At 53.1% G+C, this 21,219-nt stretch carries 15 protein-coding genes; 11 read left to right on the plus strand and 4 right to left on the minus strand.

Translation table 11 applies throughout. The annotated features are described in order from the left end of the window. Positions 1 to 17 precede the first annotated feature (17 nt). Positions 18 to 704, minus strand: coding sequence for an SDR family NAD(P)-dependent oxidoreductase (locus DUE52_RS17840; protein WP_114407395.1), 687 nt, complete (start codon positions 702 to 704; stop codon positions 18 to 20). 113 nt (positions 705 to 817) lie between these two features. On the opposite strand from DUE52_RS17840, the gene DUE52_RS17845 reads away from it, so the two are divergent. Beyond that, entirely contained in the window at positions 818 to 3,436 is a 2,619-nt protein-coding gene (locus DUE52_RS17845) for a PQQ-dependent sugar dehydrogenase (protein ID WP_114407396.1), read from the plus strand. Here the strand turns inward: DUE52_RS17845 and DUE52_RS17850 are convergent. Next, complete coding sequence (locus tag DUE52_RS17850) at positions 3,417 to 5,699, minus strand: FdhF/YdeP family oxidoreductase (protein ID WP_114407397.1); 2,283 nt, start codon at positions 5,697 to 5,699, stop codon at positions 3,417 to 3,419. The genes DUE52_RS17845 and DUE52_RS17850 overlap by 20 nt on opposite strands. A gap of 147 nt (positions 5,700 to 5,846) precedes the next feature. After that, complete coding sequence (fdhD, locus tag DUE52_RS17855; RefSeq protein ID WP_114407398.1) at positions 5,847 to 6,662, minus strand: formate dehydrogenase accessory sulfurtransferase FdhD; 816 nt, start codon at positions 6,660 to 6,662, stop codon at positions 5,847 to 5,849. A 255-nt stretch (positions 6,663 to 6,917) separates the two neighbouring features. Here fdhD and DUE52_RS17860 point away from each other — a divergent pair, with 255 nt between their 5' ends. The 9 genes from DUE52_RS17860 to DUE52_RS17900 all read left to right on the plus strand — a co-directional run bounded on the left by DUE52_RS17860 (position 6,918) and on the right by DUE52_RS17900 (position 19,651). Further along, positions 6,918 to 9,053, plus strand: a complete 2,136-nt coding sequence (locus tag DUE52_RS17860; RefSeq protein WP_114407399.1) for a bifunctional aldolase/short-chain dehydrogenase — start codon at positions 6,918 to 6,920, stop codon at positions 9,051 to 9,053. 130 nt (positions 9,054 to 9,183) lie between these two features. After that, entirely contained in the window at positions 9,184 to 10,458 is a 1,275-nt protein-coding gene (locus DUE52_RS17865) for a sugar isomerase (RefSeq protein ID WP_114407400.1), read from the plus strand. 114 nt (positions 10,459 to 10,572) lie between these two features. Further along, positions 10,573 to 11,970, plus strand: a complete 1,398-nt coding sequence (locus tag DUE52_RS17870) for an FGGY-family carbohydrate kinase (RefSeq protein WP_114407401.1) — start codon at positions 10,573 to 10,575, stop codon at positions 11,968 to 11,970. A 13-nt stretch (positions 11,971 to 11,983) separates the two neighbouring features. Next, positions 11,984 to 12,559: a Crp/Fnr family transcriptional regulator gene (locus DUE52_RS17875; protein WP_114407455.1), complete on the plus strand. Its 576-nt coding sequence runs from the start codon at positions 11,984 to 11,986 to the stop codon at positions 12,557 to 12,559. A gap of 112 nt (positions 12,560 to 12,671) precedes the next feature. Next, complete coding sequence (locus DUE52_RS17880; RefSeq protein ID WP_114407402.1) at positions 12,672 to 13,406, plus strand: SDR family oxidoreductase; 735 nt, start codon at positions 12,672 to 12,674, stop codon at positions 13,404 to 13,406. A 101-nt stretch (positions 13,407 to 13,507) separates the two neighbouring features. Beyond that, positions 13,508 to 13,984: a MarR family winged helix-turn-helix transcriptional regulator gene (locus DUE52_RS17885; RefSeq protein WP_114407456.1), complete on the plus strand. Its 477-nt coding sequence runs from the start codon at positions 13,508 to 13,510 to the stop codon at positions 13,982 to 13,984. Positions 13,985 to 14,063: 79 nt separating this feature from the next. Further along, positions 14,064 to 15,392, plus strand: coding sequence for a TolC family protein (locus DUE52_RS17890; protein WP_114407403.1), 1,329 nt, complete (start codon positions 14,064 to 14,066; stop codon positions 15,390 to 15,392). A gap of 22 nt (positions 15,393 to 15,414) precedes the next feature. Further along, positions 15,415 to 16,470 (plus strand): efflux RND transporter periplasmic adaptor subunit, encoded by a 1,056-nt coding sequence (locus tag DUE52_RS17895; RefSeq protein ID WP_114407404.1) that lies wholly within the window; start codon positions 15,415 to 15,417, stop codon positions 16,468 to 16,470. Between the two features lie 49 nt (positions 16,471 to 16,519). Next, on the plus strand, positions 16,520 to 19,651 hold the full coding sequence (locus tag DUE52_RS17900; protein WP_114407405.1) for an efflux RND transporter permease subunit: 3,132 nt from the start codon (positions 16,520 to 16,522) through the stop codon (positions 19,649 to 19,651). 158 nt (positions 19,652 to 19,809) lie between these two features. On the opposite strand, the gene DUE52_RS17905 is transcribed toward DUE52_RS17900, so the two are convergent. Further along, positions 19,810 to 20,268: a MauE/DoxX family redox-associated membrane protein gene (locus DUE52_RS17905; protein WP_114407406.1), complete on the minus strand. Its 459-nt coding sequence runs from the start codon at positions 20,266 to 20,268 to the stop codon at positions 19,810 to 19,812. Between the two features lie 91 nt (positions 20,269 to 20,359). Between DUE52_RS17905 and DUE52_RS17910 the strand changes: the two genes are divergently transcribed. After that, positions 20,360 to 21,202, plus strand: a complete 843-nt coding sequence (locus DUE52_RS17910) for a helix-turn-helix domain-containing protein (RefSeq protein ID WP_114407407.1) — start codon at positions 20,360 to 20,362, stop codon at positions 21,200 to 21,202. The last annotated feature ends 17 nt before the right edge of the window (positions 21,203 to 21,219 follow it).

The following is a 21,219-nucleotide window of genomic DNA, read 5'->3' on the forward strand; positions in this document are numbered from 1 at the left end:
CCGTTTTTTCGGTTTCTCTAGGCCTTGTTGTACACTTTCAAAACCGATTCGCGCAGCATCTTTCCGGCGCCAAAGGCCACAAAATCAATCAGTTCGGCGATATCCTCGGGCTTTACCCAGTTGGCCGGATCGGCGTCGGGCATGGCTTTGCGGTTGGTCGGCGTGTCGATGGTGCTCGGTACCAAAACCGTCGAAATAATATTTTTGTCTTTGCCGGCGGCATTGAGAATTTCGGACAACTGGATAACCAGCGATTTCGAGAGTGCATAGGCCACCATGCTCTTCCCGGCCGACGGAACCAGGGCCGGGCGGGCACCAATCAGCACAAACCGTCCGCCCTTCGCCTGTTGGCTCATCTGCTCAAAAACCGGGCGGGCCACCTGGTAGGTCGTCTGAAAATTCAGCCGGAACAGGTGGTCGATGGCGGCAAAATCGGTATCGGTGATCGACCCCATCGCAAAACCGCCCACCAGCAGGATGGCCGCATCAATGCCACCGTGTTCGGCCACCACCTTCTGAACCAGAGCCTGACAACCCGCTTCGTCGGTCAGGTCAAGCTCGTGCGTCACCAGATTGGGCTGCGCATCGAGCGTATGTCCACCCGGTTCGAGGGTGGCAATAACGGTATGGCCGCTGTTCAGCAACTGTTGGGTAATGGAGCGGCCCAGACCACCGGCTCCTCCGGTCAATAATACGGTTGACATAGGGTGTTGTGTTGATCAGGCTAAAAATCAAATGTAAGGAATGGAACGGGCCTATACCAAAACAAAACCGGATTGAATTACATTTGAATAAATGAGTCGTCCCTAAACACGCTATGAAAATAGTCCGTCTTTTTTTGCCACTGATCCTGGTTGGTGTGTTATCGGTTGCTTTTCGGCAGGACCGCCCGACCGAAGTGCCCGACGAACACCGGTTTCGGAAAGTGGAACTCACCGGCAACCTCCGCGACCTGATCGAACTGGACATTGCCCCGAATGGCGATGTGTACTACATTGGTCACCGTGGTGAACTGTATGTTCACCGGATTGCCACCAAAGAGAATAAACAGATTGGCAAAATCGACCCGCAACCGTCGGAAGCCACGCTACAGGCCATTGCGCTCGATCCGGGATTTATGCAAAACCGTCACCTGTATTTGTACTATGCCCCGAAAACCCGCAAGAACGTCAACGTGCTGTCGCGCTTCACGCTCCGGGGAGATTCGCTCGATCTAAGTTCGGAAAAGATGATGCTGGAAGTGCCCGATTCGTGGGAATGCTGCCACTCGGGCGGGGGCATGACGTTCGATCAACACGGAAATCTGTACCTGACCACCGGCGACAACACCAATCCGTTCGGCACCAATTTTGCCCCGCTCGACGAACGGCCCGGCCGGGAAATCTTCGATGCCCAGCGTTCGGCGGGCAATACGCACGATTTGCGCGGGAAGATTCTCCGGATTCATCCCGAACCCGACGGCACCTACACCATTCCGAAAAGCAATCTGTTTGCCGATTCCAAAGACACGCTGACCCGGCCCGAAATTTACGTCATGGGCTGCCGGAATCCGTTCAAAGTGACCGTCGATCAGGACACGGATTTTGTGTACTGGAGCGAAATTGGCCCCGATGCCAGTGATACGGAGTCGCGCGGCCCCCGGGGCTACGACGAACTGAATCAGGCCCGCAAAGCGGGTAACCACGGCTGGCCGTTGTTTATCGGCAACAACGAACCGTATGCCAAGGTGGATTTTACGAAAGATTCCGTCCTGTTTCAGTTTGATCCGCAACATCCCATCAACACCTCGGTGAACAACACCGGTTTGCGGGATTTGCCCCCGGCCCAGCCGGCTTTTCTGGCGTATCCCTACGATGTATCGACCGAACACCCGGAATTAGGCTCCGGTGGGCGAACGCTGGTGGCCGGACCGATTTACTATTTTGACCCGAAAAACCCCTCCCCCATCAAATTCCCGGCCTATTTTGACCGGAAATTGTTTTTGGGGGAATGGATGCGGAACTGGATAAAAACCGTGTCGTTCGATGAGCAGAAAAACCTGAAAGCCATCGAATCGTTCATGCCTTCCACGGCCTTCCGCAAACCGATTGCCATGCGATTCGGACCGGATGGAGCCCTCTACCTCATCGAATTTGGGGCCTTGTGGGGTGGAAACAGCGATTCGCGCCTGGTCCGGATTGAATACATTGCCGGAAACCGTCCGCCGGTGGCGAAGCTGGAAAAAACGACCGAAGCCGGGGCCGTCCCGCTGCCGGTTCAGTTTTCGGCCAAAAACTCGCTGGACTACGACAAAAACGACCAACTCACCTACCGCTGGTTCATCAACGGAAAACCGCTCAGCCAGACGGCCGCCGACCTTTCCTACACCTTTCGGCAACCGGGAAATTACCGTGTCAAACTGGTGGTCAGCGACCGGGCGGGGCTGCGTTCGGAAACCGAAACGGTGGTGAGTGCGGGCAATAATCCGCCCAAAGTAACGATTGAACTGGCCGAACCGGGGCGGCTGTATGGCCCGGCGGTTTCGTACCGGACGAAGGTGGAAGATGCGGAAGATGGCCGCGTCGATCCGGCCCGGATTCAGGTGAAACTGACGTATCTACCCACCCGAAAAACCGTTTCGCTTTCGGAGAAAGGCGAGCTGAAATTGCCCAACCAACGTGGCTACACCTGGATCGAGGAGAACGACTGCAAAGCCTGCCACGCCCTGAATGACAAATCCGTCGGGCCGAGTTTTAGGGAGATTGCCGTGAAATACCAGCCGAAAAAAGCCGATCCGACGCTCATCGAGCAACTCAGCAAGAAGATTCTGAAAGGTGGTTCCGGCGTGTGGGGGCCGACCAACATGAGCGCCCACCCGCAGCTTTCGGATGAGGTAACCTCCGAAATGGTGCGCTATATCCTGTCGTTATCAGACGAAAAAACCGAGAAAAAAGTACCCGCCGAAGGCAAATTTTCCACCGATCCGACCGCTCAGGGGACGTATGTACTGACGGCTACCTACACCGACAAAGGGAATAAAACCGCCCGCCCGCTAACCCGCCAGTCGACGGTGGTGCTGCGCCCGCCCGTGCTGACGGCCCAGGATTTTGATGCACATTATGAACTTCAACGCAGTGATATTCTGTACGATATTCACAAAGCGGGCTGGGTGATGATGCGCCAATTCGACCTCACCGGCATTCACGCCATCGACTTTACCCTCGCCACCGAAACCAAAGGCACCAGCATCGAAGTCCGGATTGACAGCCCTTCCGGTGAGTTAGTGGGCGAAATGGATGCACCCGCCAACGGAAAGCGGAGAGTGTGGGTGGAGAAAACCCTGCCCATCAAACCGGTAACGGGTGAACACGATATCTATATTGTTTTCCGTAACCGCCTGACCGTCGTTGACCTGATGGAAGTGAAAGAAGTTCGGTTCAGGAAGGATATACCGTAATCACAATCGACTTCGACGTGGGCGTCAGGCTCCCTTCGGCGTATTGGTCAATGGGTAGCAGCACGTTGGTTTCCGGAAAATAAGCCGCCGTACAACCGCGCGGAATGTTGTAAGGAACCACGATAAACCGCTCGGCGGTGCGGATTTTTCCGTCATACCGGCTTTGCAGATTCACGACCTGCTGCGGTTTCAAACCCCGGTTTGCGATGTCGTCGGCGTGCATGAACACCACGCGCCGTTCGTTGTGAATGCCCCGGTAGCGATCATCCCGGCCATACACCGTCGTGTTGAACTGGTCGTGGCTGCGGATCGTCATCAGCAGCAGTTCGTCGGGTTGCAGCGCGATTTGACTGGGGACATTGATGGAGAAGTGCGCCTTGCCGTCTTTGGTCGGAAACTTCCGTTCGCGGGGGCCGTTGGGCAGGTAAAAACCGCCCGGTTTCCGGACACGCTCGTTGTAATTGTCAAAACCGGGAACAACTTGCTCGATCAGGTCGCGGATATAATCGTAATTGGTAATCGCTTTGTCCCAATCAATGGTGTTCGGGCGGTTTTGGAAAACCGCCTTGGCCAGTTCAGCCACAATTGCCGGTTCACTTTTCAGGTGTTTCGAAACCGGTTCCAGTGTGCCATGCGACTGCTGCACCACGCCGGTGGTGGCTTCGGTCGTCACAAATTGATCACCCGAAGCCTGCGCATCCCGGTCGGAACGCGCCAGACACGGCAGGATCAAGGCCGTTTCGCCATGAATCAAGTGACTGCGGTTCAGCTTGGTAGACACCTGAACGGTGAGTCGGCAGCGTTGCAGAGCCTCGGCGGTGTAATCGGTATCGGAAACCGCCATCAGGAAATTGCCGCCCATCCCGAAAAACACTTTGGCGTCTCCTTCGTGCATGGCTTTCACCGCTTCGACTACGCTAAAACCGTGCTCGCGCGGGGGTTCAAACCCGAAGACGGTTTTCAGTTTGTCCAGAAACTCCGGTTTCGGACGTTCCCAGATGCCCATTGTCCGGTCGCCCTGCACGTTGCTGTGCCCGCGAATGGGAGCCGCCCCTCCGCCTTCGATGCCAATGCTGCCCTTGAGCAACAGCACATTGATCACTTCGTTGATCGTCTGGACGGAATTGCGGTGTTGCGTCAACCCCATCGCCCAGCAGATGATGATCTTCTTTTTATGTTTGAGTATATCGACCGTCTGCTGAATCTCCGCCAGCGACAACCCGGTCTGGCCCACCAACTCGCTCAGTTCGTAGTGTTCCAGACTACTGGTAAACGCCTGGTAATCTGCCGTATACTTTTCAATAAAAGCATGATCAATGACTTTGCCCGGTGTTTTCTTCTCCTCTTCCAGCAGCAGTTTACAGATGGCTTTCAGGAAAGCCAGGTCGGAGTTGATCCGGATTTGCAGGTAGAGATCGGTCAGTTTTTGTCCGCCCAGCACCATATCGCGAACACTCTGTGGAAACTGGAAGGCCAGCAAACCGGTTTCCACCAGCGGATTAACGGCGATGATGGTGGCGCCGTTGCGCTTGGCCTGTTCGAGGGGCGTCAACATTCGCGGGGCGTTGGTGCCGGGATTTTGACCCATGATCATGATCACCTCCGCTTTTTCCAGGTCTTCGTAGACAATCGACGCCTTGCCCAGCCCGAGGGTTTCGGCCAGCGCAACGGAGGTCGATTCGTGGCACATGTTGGAACAATCCGGCATGTTGTTCGTGCCATATTGCCGGACAAACAACTGATACAGAAAGGCCGCTTCGTTGCTGGTTCGTCCCGACGTATAAAAAACCGCTTCGTCCGGCGAACCGAGCGCGTTCAGGTGGTCGGCAATGAGTTGAAAGGCATCGTTCCAGGCAATGGGTTCGTAGTGTGTCTGCCCTTTCCGAATCACCAGCGGCTGCGTCAACCGCCCCTGCTGACCAAGCCAGAAATCGTCTTTTTGCAGCAAGTCAGCCACCGAATACCGCTGAAACAGAACCGGCGACGCCGTGTGTTTCGTCATCACTTCATCGGCGACGGCTTTGGCACCGTTCTCACAATACTCCGCAATCGATGAGCGGTGGTCGTCGGGATCGGGCCAGGCGCAACTCGGGCAATCGTAGCCGTCTTTCTGATTAAGCTGATACAGGGCTTTCCAGCCGCGCACCAGTTCCGTCTGGCGGAAAACGTGTTGAAATGAAACCGTAACGGCGGTCAGCCCGGCGGCAGTTTCTTTCGGTTTGGTAATTTTCAGATTCGTTAAGGTATCAGGAGCAAGTTTCATGATTTATTCTGTTACCGCCCTGTCAGCGGTCGAAGACCCTGACAGCGGCAAATAGGTGATAACTACAACTATGGGGCTTTCATTACAGTTTTTAACCAAACCGCTGTCAGGATCTTCGACCGTAACGACGGCCCGGCGCTGACAGGGTTAATTATATTGATTAAACCGGTTTTCCCGGACAAAACCGAGCAGCGTCATCCCGGCTTCGTTCGCCAGTTCCACCGCCAGACTCGACGGCGCGCCCACAGCGGCCAGCAGCGGAACACCCGCCATCCAGCATTTCTGCACCAGTTCGAACGCAACGCGACCACTGACCATCACCCCAAACCGGCTCAGCGGCAACCAACCCTGCCAGAAAGCCGCGCCAATGAGTTTGTCCAGCGCGTTGTGCCGCCCGATGTCTTCCCGAACCAGCCGCAACTGCCCGGTTTCGTCGAACAAAGCCGCTGCGTGTAGTCCTCCCGTGTAAGCAAACGTCCGCTGGGCAGCCCGCAGTTTTTCCGGTAAGGTATGGATGATTTCCGAATCGACCGCAAAATTGCCGGAAAGCGGTTTTTGACAAACGCTTTGCACGGCTTCAATGGACGTTTTTCCGCAAATCCCGCAACTGGAAGCCGTATAACTGTGTCGTTCGAGCCGCTGCCAGTCGATTTTAACGTCCGGCTGTAGTTCAACGCGCAGGACATTGCCTTTTTTCTCCGAATCGGTAACACAATGTCGAACGGAAATGATTTGGGAAGGTGTAGAAAGTATATTTTCAGTAAATAAAAAACCCAGGGCCAGTTCTTCATCGTGGCCCGGCGTCCGCATCGTCACGGCCACACTGCGTTGCTGACGGTCGTCGGCAGGTCCGAAACCCAGGCGAATTTCCAGCGGTTCTTCCACTGCCAGCAAATCGCTGTGCTCCTGAGGTTCATGGCTTTGACTGATTTTCTGAATGGTTACGGGTGTTACGGCCAACATACGGTTTTATATTCTTTATTTAAAAAACCCAATTAACAGAAAAGAGTTTAAACGCGCTAAATTGGCGGATTGTCGTCTCAAAAGCCTGGGTTGACAGACAGAAAATTCATTTTTCAGGCACAAAATAGGACAGTACATGAAAGTAAGGCTGTCGGAAGCGTTTATCTTTGGGTATAATTTGGTTAAAACCGCTTTTTAGTACAGAATTAAGGCTCTGAAGTTTCAATCGCGTCGGCGTTCCGACATCAATTCGATATGCTCAGTACGAACAAAACACGGCAGGCGAACGAGTTTCGTCATGTAAGCTACTTGTGGGACGAAGCCAAAGCCGCTCAACTGGCCGGTGACGAAGTAGCCCTCCTCATCTATCGTTCTAACCTGTTAGGTGCCGACCTCCGGCTGACCAACTACGGTGGCGGGAACACCTCCTGCAAAGTGATGGCCAAAGACCCGCTGACGGGCAACGATACGGAAGTGATGTGGATCAAAGGTTCTGGCGGAGACATTGGTACACTCAAAAAAAGCGGTTTGGCGGCACTCTACGTCGATCGGTTGCGGAGTCTGAAAAACGTCTACCGGGGTATTGAGTTTGAAGATGAGATGGTGGAACTGTTCAACCACTGCATTTTCGATTTGTCCTCCAAAGCACCTTCAATCGATACGCCCCTGCACGGTTTTCTGCCTTTTGCCCACATCGACCACCTGCACCCGGATGCGGCCATTGCGATTGCGGCTGCCAAAGACGGCAAAAAAATTACGCAGGAACTGTTCGATGGGACCATTGGCTGGGTCGAGTGGCAGCGTCCCGGCTTTGACCTGGGTCTGAAACTGGCCGAATGCCTGGAGCAGAATCCGGGGATTCGGGGCATCATGCTGGGCTCACACGGTTTGTTTACGTGGGGCGACACGGCCTACGAAAGCTATATCAACACGCTGGAAGTGATTGAGAAATGTGCGGAATATCTGGAAGAAAACTACGGCAAAACCCGCCCGGTTTTTGGTGGTGCCAAACTTGAAAGCCTCGAAAAAGACGCCCGGTTGAAGCAGGCGGCCACGCTGGCCCCGGTTCTGCGCGGTTTCTGTTCCAACCATACGTCGATGGTCGGCCATTTTACGGACGACGAGCGTGTGCTCGAATTCATCAACTCCAACGATCTGGACCGGCTGGCTCCGCTCGGAACCTCCTGCCCTGACCACTTCCTGCGGACCAAAATCAGCCCGCTGGTGCTCGACCTGAAACCGGACGAGGATGTGACGGATACCACAGCGATTCAGGAAAAACTGGCTCCGGCGTATGAAGCCTACCGGGCGATGTATCAGGACTATTACGAAACCTGCAAACACCCGAACAGCCCGGGCATCCGCGATAAAAATCCGGTGATCCTTCTGTGGCCGGGTGTGGGTATGTTTGCCTTCGCGAAAGACAAGCAAACGGCGCGGGTGGCAGCGGAGTTTTATACCAACGCCATCAACGTGATGAAGGGGGCCGAAGCCATTTCGGAATACACCTCGTTGCCACGTCAGGAAGCGTTCGACATTGAATACTGGCTCCTGGAAGAAGCGAAATTGCAGCGGATGCCGAAGCCAAAACCGTTGTCGGGCAAAATTGCGCTGATTACGGGCAGCGCCGGTGGAATCGGAAAAGCCATCGCGAAGCGGTTTGTGGCCGAAGGCGCGGTGGTGGTCATCAACGACAACGACCCCGACCGGCTGAAAGGCGCGGATGAGGAATTCCGCCAGCAATACGGTCGGGATACGCACACCTCCGCAACGCTCGACGTAACCAGTGCCGAAACCATCAGCAAGGCGTTTGAAGCGGCTGCGCTGGCGTTCGGCGGGGTGGATATCGTGGTGAACTGCGCCGGTCTGTCGATCTCGAAACCAATTGAAGACCATACCGAAAAAGATTGGGATCTACTGTATGACGTGTTGGTAAAAGGCCAGTTTCTGGTCACCCAAAAGGGCGTTGAGATCATGCGGAAGCAGAAACTGGGGGGCGACGTCATCAACATTGCCAGCAAAAACGGTCTGGTTTCCGGCCCGAACAATGCGGGTTACGGTTCGGCGAAAGCGGCTCAATTGCACCTGAGCCGACTCAATGCCGCCGAACTCGGTAAAGACCACATTCGGGTGAATGTCGTGAACCCGGATGCGGTGATTTCCGATAGTAAAATCTGGGCAGGTGCCTGGGCCGAAGGCCGGGCCAAAGCCTATGGCGTGAAGGTGGAAGAACTGCCGGCGTATTACGCGAAACGTACCTTGCTGAACGAAATTATTCTGCCCGACGACATTGCGAATGCCTGTTTCGCCTTCGTCGGCGGACTGTTGAGCAAATCGACGGGCAACGTGTTGAACGTGGATGGCGGTGTGGCGATGGCATTTGTGAGATAAAAGTTAATTGTTTCGCGGAGTTAAGCAGAGTTGAAAAGAGTTAAGCGGAGTTTTTTCTCATTTCTCTGCTTAACTCCCTTTTTTCTCCGCTTAACTCTGTGTAACAACTCCCTTAAACCCCTACCCTGTCATGCAACTCGAAGCCTATAAAATAGCCGATCATAACCAGCAAGCCCTGGAAGCGCACCAGCGCAAGCTGTCGTTCTGGACCGAGGAAGTCGCCAACGCGGAGGAAATCATTGAAAAACTAATTGATTTTCAGATTGCCATTCCGAGTTGGGCGCTCGGCACCGGCGGCACCCGGTTTGGGCGTTTTCCGGGCGGAGGAGAACCACGTTCGCTGGAAGAAAAAATTGAGGATGTGGGTCTGCTGCACGCCCTCAACCAGTCGAGCGGGGCGATTTCGCTGCACATTCCGTGGGACATTCCGACGGACGGCGAAGCCATCAAAAGCCTGGCGGCCAGTTTCGGATTGCGGTTCGACGCCATGAATTCCAACACGTTTCAGGATCAACCCGGTCAGGAAAACAGCTACAAGTTCGGGTCGTTGCAGCACGTCGACCGGGCGGTTCGGCAACAGGCCATCGACCACAACATTGAGGTTATTAAACACGGTGTGGCGCTGGGTTCCAATTCGTTGACGGTCTGGTTATCAGACGGTTCCTGTTTTCCGGGGCAGCTCAATTTTCGGAAAGCGTTTGAGCGTACGCAGGAAAGTTTGCAGGAAATCTACGCGGCTTTGCCCGACAACTGGAAGGTCTTCGTCGAATACAAAGCCTTCGAACCCAATTTCTATTCGATGACCGTCGGCGACTGGGGTTCTTCGTTGCTGTTCGCCAATAAACTCGGACCGAAAGCCTATACGCTGGTCGATCTGGGTCACCACCTGCCGAATGCCAACATCGAGCAAATCGTTTCGCTGCTGTTGATGGAAGGCAAACTGGGCGGTTTTCACTTCAACGACTCCAAATACGGCGACGACGATTTGACCGTTGGCAGCATTCGTCCGTATCAATTGTTCTTGATTTTCAATGAGTTGATTGAAGGTATGGACGCCAAAGGCATGAATCACGCAACCGATTTGGGTTGGATGATTGATGCGAGCCACAACGTCAAAGATCCGCTGGAAGATCTGTTGCAGTCGGTCGAAGCCATTCAACTGGCCTACGCGCAGGCGCTGCTGGTCGATCGGACGGCGCTGGAAGAAGCCCGCGACGCCAACGATGTGGTGCGGGCGCAGGAGATTTTGCAGGAAGCCTACCGCACCGACGTTCGGCCCCTGGTGGCTGAAGCGCGTCGGCGCGCGGGTGGTGCCATCCAACCCCTGGCTCTCTTCCGGCAATTGAACATCCGCCAGCAACTCATCGGCGAACGCGGCCTAAAAACCATCGCCACAGGACTATAAAACAATTTTGAATGAGTGAATGAGCGAATGAGTGAATAAATAGCTGCCGCCGTTAAAAGCGTGATCTTTGATTCTATTCACTCATTCGCTCATTCACTCATTCACTCATTAAATATGAAAACGCCCGTTATTGCCATTTTCGACGTCGGGAAGACGAACAAAAAGCTGTTTCTGTTCAACGAACGGTATGAAATCGTGTGGGAGCGATCGGAGCCGTTTGACGAAATCGTGGACGACGATGGCGATCCGTGCGAAGACGTTGCCCGGCTCACGGCCTGGGTGCAAACCCTGCTGCGGGAGGTCTTGCAGTTACCTGAGTTCGACATCCGGGCGTTGAATTTTTCGACCTACGGAGCCAGTTTTGTCCACCTGGATGAAGAAAGCCGCCCCATCGGCTACCTCTATAATTACCTAAAACCATATCCGGCCGCAATCCGGCAGAAGTTCTACAACACGTACGGCGACGAAACGACGCTGGCGATGCAGACGGCGTCCCCGGCTTTGGACAGCCTGAATTCGGGACTGATGCTGTACCGGATCAAGTATGACAAACCGAAATTGTTCCGCCGGATCTGGTATTCGCTGCATTTACCCCAATATTTGAGCTATCTGTTTACCGGACAGGTTTTGACGGATGTCACCAGCATTGGCTGCCACACGATGTTGTGGGATTTCAACAAAAATCAGTACCACGATTGGGTGATTGCCGAAGAACTGGACAAGCTTTTCGGGCCGATTTTCACGTCGGACAGTGTTCTGAATGCCATCTGGCTGAACCATCCGCTGAAGGTTGGCGTCGGTTTGCACGACAGTTCGGCGGCTTTGATCCCCTACCTGGCCTCTTTCCAGGAACCGTTCGTGCTGATTTCGACCGGAACCTGGTCCATCAGCCTGAATCCGTTTAACACCATCGCGTTGACGGCGGAGGAGTTGCAGTACGATTGCCTGTGTTACCTGCATTACCAGGGCCAGCCGATCAAGGCGTCGCGTCTGTTTGCCGGGTATGAACACGAACAGCAGACCAAACGAATTGCCGCCCATTTCCAGACACCGGTCGACCAGTACAAGCAGGTCGATTATGATTCGGAACTGATTCAGTATTTGCGGGAATCGCGTCCCAATTCCGACAACCGGTTTGAGGGCGTCAAAGCCCCCCCGCTCCAGGAATCGTTGTTCCGCCACCGCGATTTGTCGGTTTTCCGGTCCTACGAAGAGGCCTATCACCAGTTGATGCTCGATATTGTGTCGCAACAGTTGATCTCCACCAATCTGGTGCTGGAAAACTCGCCGGTCAAGCGCATTTTTGTGGATGGTGGATTCAGTAAAAACCCGATTTATATGAACTTACTGGCATCGGCTTTCCCCCAAACCGAAGTGTTTGCCGCTTCGATGGCGCAGGCGACGGCACTGGGATCGGCGTTGGCGATTCACCACCACTGGAACACCAAACCGTTGCCGGGTGATACCATCGAGCTAAAACATTACTCGGCTACCGGCCGGTATGCGGTTTAGGCACTGTGAATTCTTGGAAACCCTAAAAGCCTTCCTGAACACCCTCACACCCCTTCGTCCCGAAACCTGGCAAAGGGTGGAACCGCTTTTTTCGGAAATCCGGTTGCCGAAAGGCCAGTATTTTCTGGAAGAGGGGGATAAAGCCACGCAGATTGGCTTTCTAACGGAAGGCATTATCCGGGCCTTTTACCGGAATCGGGACGGGACGGAATACAACAAGCATTTTTTCGTCCCGGATTCCTTCGCGGGTGGTTATGCTTCACTGATTACCGGCAAACCCAACCAAATCTGGCAGCAGGCCCTGACCAACTGCCGCTTGCTGGTAGCCGATTTTGCGGCCCTCTCGGCCCTTTATGACAGCGCTCCCGATCTCGAACGGGCGGCCCGGATGCTGGCAGAACGGTTTTTTGTTCAGAAAGAAGAAAGAGAAATTGAACTTGTTTTGCTGGATGCCCAAACCCGCTATGCACTCTTCCAGCAACACTATCCCGGACTCGAACAACGCATTCCGCAATACCACATTGCTTCCTACCTGGGCGTCACCCCGACGCAGTTAAGCCGCATCCGCCGAAAAATTGCGCATCGCTGATTTCTTTACCTATGTCATTTTTTTTTCGTTTCGTGTCCGGTAGTTTTGGCGGCACAAAAATACGATAGTACGTTCTCTATCAGTAACTTACCATCGATTGACAGACTATTCTATGAAAGTTACGAACAATACGATTCTGCTGACCGGCGGCACTTCGGGCATTGGGTATGAACTGGTCAGGCGGTTTTATGAACTCGGCAACCGGCTGATTGCGGTTTCCAGCGATCCGGGCAAGTTAGCCAACCTCCGCAGTCAATTGCCCGACATCGACACCATTCCCTGCAATCTCGCTGATTCGACGCAGGTCAATGCCCTGATCCGGCGGTGCCGGGAGGATTTTCCGGACATCAATGTGCTGATCAACAATGCAGGGGTTCAATACCCGTACGATTGGCTAACCGAATCGGATGGTTATCAGAAAATCAGCGACGAAATCACGATTAACCTGACCAGCCCGCTGCAATTAACCTACGGCCTTCTGCCGGTTTTATTGAAACACCCCGAGGCTGCTCTGGTGACGGTGTCATCCGGTTTGATCTATGCGCCTAAAAAATCGGCACCGGTCTATTGCGGAACCAAAGCCGCTATTCACACGACCACGAAAGCCCTGCGGTATCAGCTTGAGAAAACCGGCATAAACGTTTTCGAAATTATTCCGGCGCTGGTCGATACGCCCATGACGGCCGGCCGGGGAACGGGTAAACTCACGCCCCAACAATTGGTGGATGAGTTTATTCGCCACTTTCGGAAGAACCAGTTCGAAAGCCGGATCGGGAAAACCAAACTGCTCCGGCTGCTCCACCGGCTCTCGCCCGCGTTGGCCGACCGGCTGATGAAGAATGGATAGCTTTTACCGCTCATCCTCCTTATCGACCGCATCCTCAAAAAATACAAAACTTTTTTTGTAAAAATTTGGTTGACATATCAACCTATTATAAGTTTGTGACCATGATCACGCAAGAAGAAACCAGTATACGGGAAAAGATATTCAATCAGATGGGTGGGTTTGTGGTATTTAACGTAAACCACTTTTTACATCAGGTTGCCAAGAAGGCCAACCGGGATTTGGCAAAAGCCGGTTTTACGCTCCAGTATGAACAACTTCCGGTGCTTTTTGTCGTCAACTTTGCCCCCGATGGCTTGCTTTCACAACAGGACATTGCCAATGCGTTACAGAAGGACAAATCAGGCATTCAACGCTCTATTCGCACCCTGGAACGCGACGGCTACCTCCGAATTACCCCGGACAGCATCGATCGGCGTAAGAACCTGATTCAGTTGACCCCGGCCGGCAAGATGATTATCGATCAGATTATCGAAGCGGCCAAAAGGCAGGACGAAGAAGTGCGGAGCCAGCTTGACCCGGAAGAGGTCGATACGCTGCTCAAACTCCTCCGGAAGTTGACGGCTTTGGTTGAAAGTTGATTTTTTATTTATCCATATTGTTGACATATCAACAGTAGACCTATCAACAATATAAGTTTTTCTTCGTTTATTACCAATTATGAAAAAGATCGTTGCTCTCTTTTTATCCCTCTCATTAACCGCTTCGCTGCCCGGTTTGGCGCAGACGAACTGGTCGCTGAAACAGTGCATTGATTACGGTCTCCAGCATTTTGGAACCGTAAAAATCGCTGGCTATCAGGTTGAAACGGCCCACCAGCAGGCTCGTCAGGCGTTGGGGCTTTATTTACCACAAGTGTCGGGTTCAGCGACATTTACGGATAACGTCAAGTTGCAAACGTCCATTATCCCGGCGGGGCCACTGTCGCCCGAACCAATCCGGCTGACCTTCGGTCAAAAATACCAGAACAACGTTTCCGCTCAGCTCACTCAGCCGCTTTACGACAAAGCTTTACTGCTCGGTCTCAAGGCGAATAAACCGAATCAGCAACTGGCCGACCTCAACAACCGGCAAACCCGCGAAGACGTTATTTACAACATCACGAGCAATTACTACCAGGTCTTCATTTCCCAGCAGCAGATCGCCCTTTTAAAAGACAACCTGGAACGGACGCAGCAGGTCCTGAACATTCTGAAACTGCAGCGGGATAACGGCGTGATTCAACCCGTGGATTATACGAATACGGAAGTGAGTTACAACAACACCCGTTCGCAACTATCGCTGGCCGAGAACGATGTCAACCTGGCGCTGAACCGGCTGAAATACCAAATGGGCTTATCGCAGGATCAGCCGCTGACGGTGTCGGATTCGTTGCTGATGAAAGTGGCTCCCGTGGTGGAACAAACCCAGTTCGACGCCAAAAATCTGGTAACGTTTCAACAGGCTGAGACGAACCTGGCACTGCAACGGCTGCAACTCCAGCGGACCCGGGCCGGTTATATGCCTTCACTTAATTTCACGGCCAATTACGGTACGCTGAACTTCGCGAATCAATTCGACAATGCCTTCAAGAATTTTATCGGGTATGGCAGCATTGGACTTCGCTTGAACGTGCCGATTTTCGACGGATTCCAGCGCGATGCGCAGGTGCAACAGGCGAAATTAACCGTGCTGACACAGGAAGAACAGCAACGACTGAATACGGCTTCGTATCAACTCCAGTTCAGCAACGCCCAATCGCAAATTCAGAAAGCAAAACTGAACGCCGAAAACGACGAACGCACCGTGAAGTTGGCGCAGGAGGTCTACAACATTACGACCTTACAGTATAAGCAGGGAACCAAACCGCTGACAGATTTGATCAACGCCGACAATTCCTACCGGCAGGCCCAGTCAAACTACATCAATTCGCTCATTAATTTCTACCAGGCCCGACTCGATTTGGAACAATCGCAAGGCACGTTGTTAACTTTCTATAACCAGCTCTGATTGCTACATACAACCGACTAAAATGAAAAAGACCACCATTATCGTTGTAATCGCTGTTCTGGCCGTTACCTCGCTCATCGGCTTCCGGCTGGCCGCCAACAAGAAGACGATCGATGAAAAAAACCAGATGCCGACTAACACCAACATCGCCATTCCGGTGACTGTTGCACCGGTTGCAGAAGGAACCGTTAGCCAGCAACTGGTCAAAACCGGCAATCTGATCCCGTTCAAGGAAGCCGACATCACGGCCACCACTGCGGGAAAAGTGACGCAGGTGAATTTTGATCTGGGCTCTTCGATCCGGCAGGGCGCGACGCTGGTGCAACTGGATAACAAACTGAAAGAACTGTCGCTGGAAGCCACCCGGCTGAACATCGAAAAACTAAAAAAAGACGTGACGCGGTATACCACCCTGCTGGCGGGCAATGCAACCACCGAAATTCAGTTGAATGAGACAAAATACAACTACGAAAACGCCGTCAATCAGGCCGAGCAGATTCAGAAGCAGATTGCGGATGCCAACGTGAAAGCGCCGATCAGCGGCCGAATTGTGAAGAAAAACATCGAACCGGGCGAATACATCACCGTCGGAACGGTGTTGGGAACGGTTTTGGACGTGGCTCGGCTGAAAGTGCAGGTGCCGGTCAACGAAAGTGACGTGTACCGGTTGCGCGAAGGCCAGACGGTTCGCGTGTCGGCGGATGTGTTTCCGGGAAAAACCTTCAACGGCCGCATTTCGTACATCGCTCCGCAGGGGACCGAAGAACACAATTACCCGGTTGAAATTACCATCGACAACGCCGGTGGACTGAAAGCCGGAACGTTTGTGAACGTTGATTTCTCGCAAAAATCCAACCAGAAAGCCCTGCAAATTCCGCGCATGGCCCTGGTCGAGAGCATCAAGAATCCGTACGTCTATGTGGTGAATGGCAATACCGTACAGAAACGCGTCATCAAAGTAGGCCGGGAATTCGACGATTCCATTGAAGTGCTGAGTGGCTTATCCGCTGGTGATCAGGTGGTAACGACGGGTCAACTGAACCTGAGCGACGGCAAAACCGTACAGATTACAAAATAATATACCGTACCCACGGCTTCACTCCGCGGATACGCAAACCACTACCGAAATGTCCATATCCGAAATAGCGGTCAAACGGCCGTTGCTGGTAATCACCATTTTTATTGTACTCATCCTGTTTGGGGCGCTGAGTTACAAGCAACTGTCTTACAACCTGTTGCCGAAGTTCGAAGCCAACGTCATCAGCGTGGCCACGACCTACCGGGGAGCCTCCGCCGATGAGGTGGAAACCAACGTGACCAAGCGCATTGAAGACGCGCTATCGTCGCTGGAAGGGCTGGATCGTATGACCTCAACCTCGCAGGAAGGGGCCTCCATTGTGATTATTCAGCTTAAAAACGGCATCAGCACCACCCTGGCTCAACAGGATGCGCAGCGGAAAGTGGAGCAGATTGTCAACCTGCTGCCCGACGAAGCTGACCGCCCGATTCTGAACAAATTCTCGACCGACGAAATCCCGGTTTTGCGGATGGGGGTTACAGCCGATATGTCACCGACGGCCCTGTACGATCTGATCGACAATGATATCAAACCGCAGTTGTCGAACGTGTCCGGCGTGGGTCAGGTCAACGTCATCGGCGGGAACGAGCGCGAAATTCAGGTGAACGTCAACCCCGAAAAACTCCGTGCCTACGGCGTGTCGATTGGTCAGGTTTCGCAGGCCATCAACGCGGCCAATACCAGCTATCCGGCCGGTCAGTTGGAAACGCGGGAATCGCAGTATTCGATTCGTTTTGATGCTTCCGTCGAAACGACCAACCGCCTGCGCGAGTTGATCATTGTCCGCAAAACCAACGGCAGCCAGGTGTTGCTCAAGGATCTGGCCGAAGTGGTGGACGCAACCACCAAACCGACCGCCATCAACCACATCAATGCCCTGCCGGCCATCGGGTTGCAAATTCAGAAACAGTCGGATGCCAATGCGGTATCAGTCAGCCAGTTGACGCAGGTCAAGCTGACGCAACTGGAAAAGCAGCACAGCAAGTTCAAGCTGAAATTCAACATTGCCTCCGATCAGTCGATCTACACCCTGGCGTCGGCCAATGCCGTCGTTTTCGATATGGGACTGGCGATCCTGATTGTTTCGGTGGTGATGCTGCTCTTTCTGCACAGTTTCCGCTCGGCCATGTTCGTGCTGGTGGCCCTGCCATCGTCGATGATTCCGACGTTTGCGCTCATGTACATCATGGGTTTTTCGCTGAACCTGATGACACTGATGGCCTTGTCGCTGGTAGTCGGTATTCTGGTCGATGACTCGATTGTGGTGTTGGAAAACATCAACCGCCACCTCGAAATGGGGAAAGACAAACGGACGGCGGCTTTGGACGGACGGAGTGAAATTGGCTTCACCGCTTTAGCGATTACGCTGGTGGACGTCGTGGTGTTCGTTCCATTGGCCATGACCGGCGGTTTGATCGGGAACATCCTGCGGGAATTTGCGCTGGTGGTGGTTTTCTCGACGCTGATGAGTTTGCTCGTCTCCTTTACGCTGACGCCTTTGCTGGCATCGCGCTTCGGCAAAATTGAAGTATTGAGCAAAAGCTCTTTGTGGGGACGTCTGAACCTCGGTTTCGAAAGCCTGATCGACCGGCTGACGGCCGCTTATGGTCGGATTCTGGTCTGGGTACTGGGCCACAAACGCTACGTGTTCATCGGTATTTTTGCCTTGCTGGTGGGTTCCATTGCCTTAGTACCCGCCGGTTTTATCGGTGGGGCTTTCATGCCGGCCAGTGATCAGGGCGAAATGAACGTTCAGATCGAACTGGCACCAACGGCTTCGATTTATCAGACTAACGCCCTGGCGCAACGGGCGGAGCAAATAATTATGAAGCACCCCGAAGTGACCAATGTGTTCACCAACGTGGGGTATACCAGCAGCGGAATTGCCACGGCGTCGAACAGCAACGTTGCCGATTTGAACGTAAAACTGATTGATAAAAAACTGCGCACCATATCGACCGAGGGCTTCGGTCAATTGCTGAAAGAAGAAGTTGGAAAAATTCCGGGCGTGAAAGTAACGGTTGTTCCGGTGGGCCTCGTTGGGGCTTCGCAGGCGCCGATTCAGATTGCCGTGAAGGGAACGAACCTGGCCGACATCCGAAAAGCCGCTGCGCAGGTGAAGGAAGTGACCCAGTCGGTGCCGGGCACGCAGGATGTGAAGTATTCGGTAAAAGACCCAAAACCGGAAGTAACGGTTAATCTCGACCGGGATAAAATGGCCCAATTGGGAATCAATGCATCGGAAGTCGGGATTGCGTTGCAGAATGCATTCCGGGGTAACGACCTGTCGAAGTTCAAGCAAAAGGGGAATGAATATGATATTCTCATCAGCCTGGATCAGTTCGATCGCACCAAACCGGAAGACATCAGCCGTTTGACGTTTGTCAACAACCAGGGCAAAACGTTTGAACTCTCGCAGTTCGCTCAGGTGCAGGAGCAAATCGGAGAAAGCGTTCTGGAACGCATCGACCGGCTTTCTTCGGTAACGGTTAATGCCCAGGTGGTGGGTCGTCCGGTGGGAACGGTTGGGACAGATATTCAAACCAAAATGGCGAACGTGAAGCTGCCGGAAGGCGTTTCGATTCAGTATCTGGGTCAGTTGCAGCAACAATCCGACGCGTTTGGTAGCCTCGGACTGGCGTTGATGATTGCCATTCTGCTGGTGTATTTCATCATGGTGGCGCTCTACGAAAGCGTGGTTTATCCGTTCGTCGTCCTGTTCTCCATTCCGGTGGCGCTGGTGGGAGCCTTGCTGGCACTGGCCCTGACGATGGAAAGTCTGACGGTTTTCTCGATTGTCGGGATGATCATGCTGCTGGGTCTGGTGGCCAAAAACGCCATTCTGATTGTTGACTTTACGAACCAGTTGAAGGCCGAAGGGCACGATGTGGTCGACGCCCTGATCGAAGCCGGGAAAGAGCGGTTGCGCCCGATTCTGATGACGACGCTGGCGATGATTCTGGGGATGCTGCCGATTGCGCTGGCCAGTGGTGCCGGTGCCGAAACCAAAAACGGGATGGCGTGGGTCATCATCGGCGGTCTGACGTCGTCGCTGATTTTGACGTTGCTGATCGTTCCGTCGATGTATCTGGTAGTCGATCGGATTATGGCCCGGTTTACCGGAAAAAAGGTAAAACCGAAAAAACCGCAGGAACTTGAAGTGGCGCAGGCCGTTGACTGAGAATCTCTTAAGGATTAAATCCCCTTTCTTTTAATCTATATTGAAAGGGAATACTAAATGTAAAATGATGAATGTTAAATGTAAAAGTGGTTCTCAATCCAGCACTTTTACATTTAACATTCATCATTTTACATTTAGTATTCTATTCCTATTTAATCCTAAACTGCTTCAGACCTGTAAGCTTCCGGCCTCACTCGACCCGGCTTTGTGTCGTACCCGGTTTTTCGCAAGACGTTGTCCAGCGCCCAGTCGTTGTGTTCCAGGTGCGTAAACAGGAAGACGAAAAACAGGCCATAAATCATCTGCGACGTAATCCAGTCCCACTGCTCTACCAGATTCGAGCCAAAGATCAGCGACAGCAGAAGCAAGGTGGATGCGATCAGGCTAGCCCGGGTGAGCAAGCCCACCAAAAGCATAAGGCCCAACACCAGTTCAATAACCGGAACGGCCAGGCTGAAAGGGCGGACGATGAAATCCGGGAGGATGGTTTTGCTAAATAGCCCAACCATCCAGTCACTGAAGGCCAGCAGTTTAGGCAAACGAACCACGCCATGCCCGATGAAACTGGCGGCCACTGTGAGCCGGGCTGTCAGAAAAGCAAATGCATAGGTACTCATGAGAATTGTTGTTTAAAGTTCGACACAAAAGTACCGTCGTTCCGGCAATGATCCCTTGTAAATCCGGGGGAGATGCTTGTACCTTTGGGGGATGATCAAATGCATTCAACACCGGTTGATCGACGTGGCGGTTTTCACTGCGGAGGTCTGGCCCCTGCCCGAACACGGCCACACGCAGTACGAAATTACCTTTGTCCACAAAGGGCGGGGCTACCACCGGCTGAACGGGATCACGCAGCCTTACGAAGCGGGAAATTTATTTTTGCTGGGGCCTTCGGATGTTCACGTTTTTGACATTCACGAAGAAACCGAATTCACGATCGTCAAATTCATCCAGATCTACCTGAAAGGGTCTGGTGATACGCAGGTTCAGACGAGTTGGAACCGCTACATCGACGGTTTTCTGGTTCATGCCATACAGAAAAATCCGGCCATCACCGAACCCTGTTTTGACCGGGAAACCATGGATTCGCTAATGCGACTCATTGGCAGGGAATGGCAGAAAAGCCAACGTGAAACCAGTGAACTAATCTTCTTTTTAACGCACGCGGTGTTGTCGCTCATCAAAAACCACCTGACGGTGAAAGGGGCTGAAACCGCGGGGTATCAGGACAAAATCGCGGGAATTCTCCAGTACATTCACGAGAATATTTACCAGCCTGACCGCATCCAGATCAGTCACCTGGCCCAAACGTTTCATCTGTCCGAAACCTACCTCAGCGAATTTTTCAAAACCAAAACCGGTGTCTCGTTGCGGGACTACGTGGCCCGGTATCGCCTGACGTTGATTGAAAACCGGCTGCAATACAGTTCGTTCAGTGTCAAGGAGATAGCCAACGAACTGGGTTTTTCCGATACTGCTCACCTGACCAAATTTTTCAGCAAACACCGGGAAATAGCCCCCACCGAATACCGGAAACAGCGAACTGCCTGAAACCACAAACGCCGTCA

The sequence above is a fragment of the Larkinella punicea genome, assembly GCF_003334855.1.
GTDB lineage: Bacteria > Bacteroidota > Bacteroidia > Cytophagales > Spirosomataceae > Larkinella > Larkinella punicea.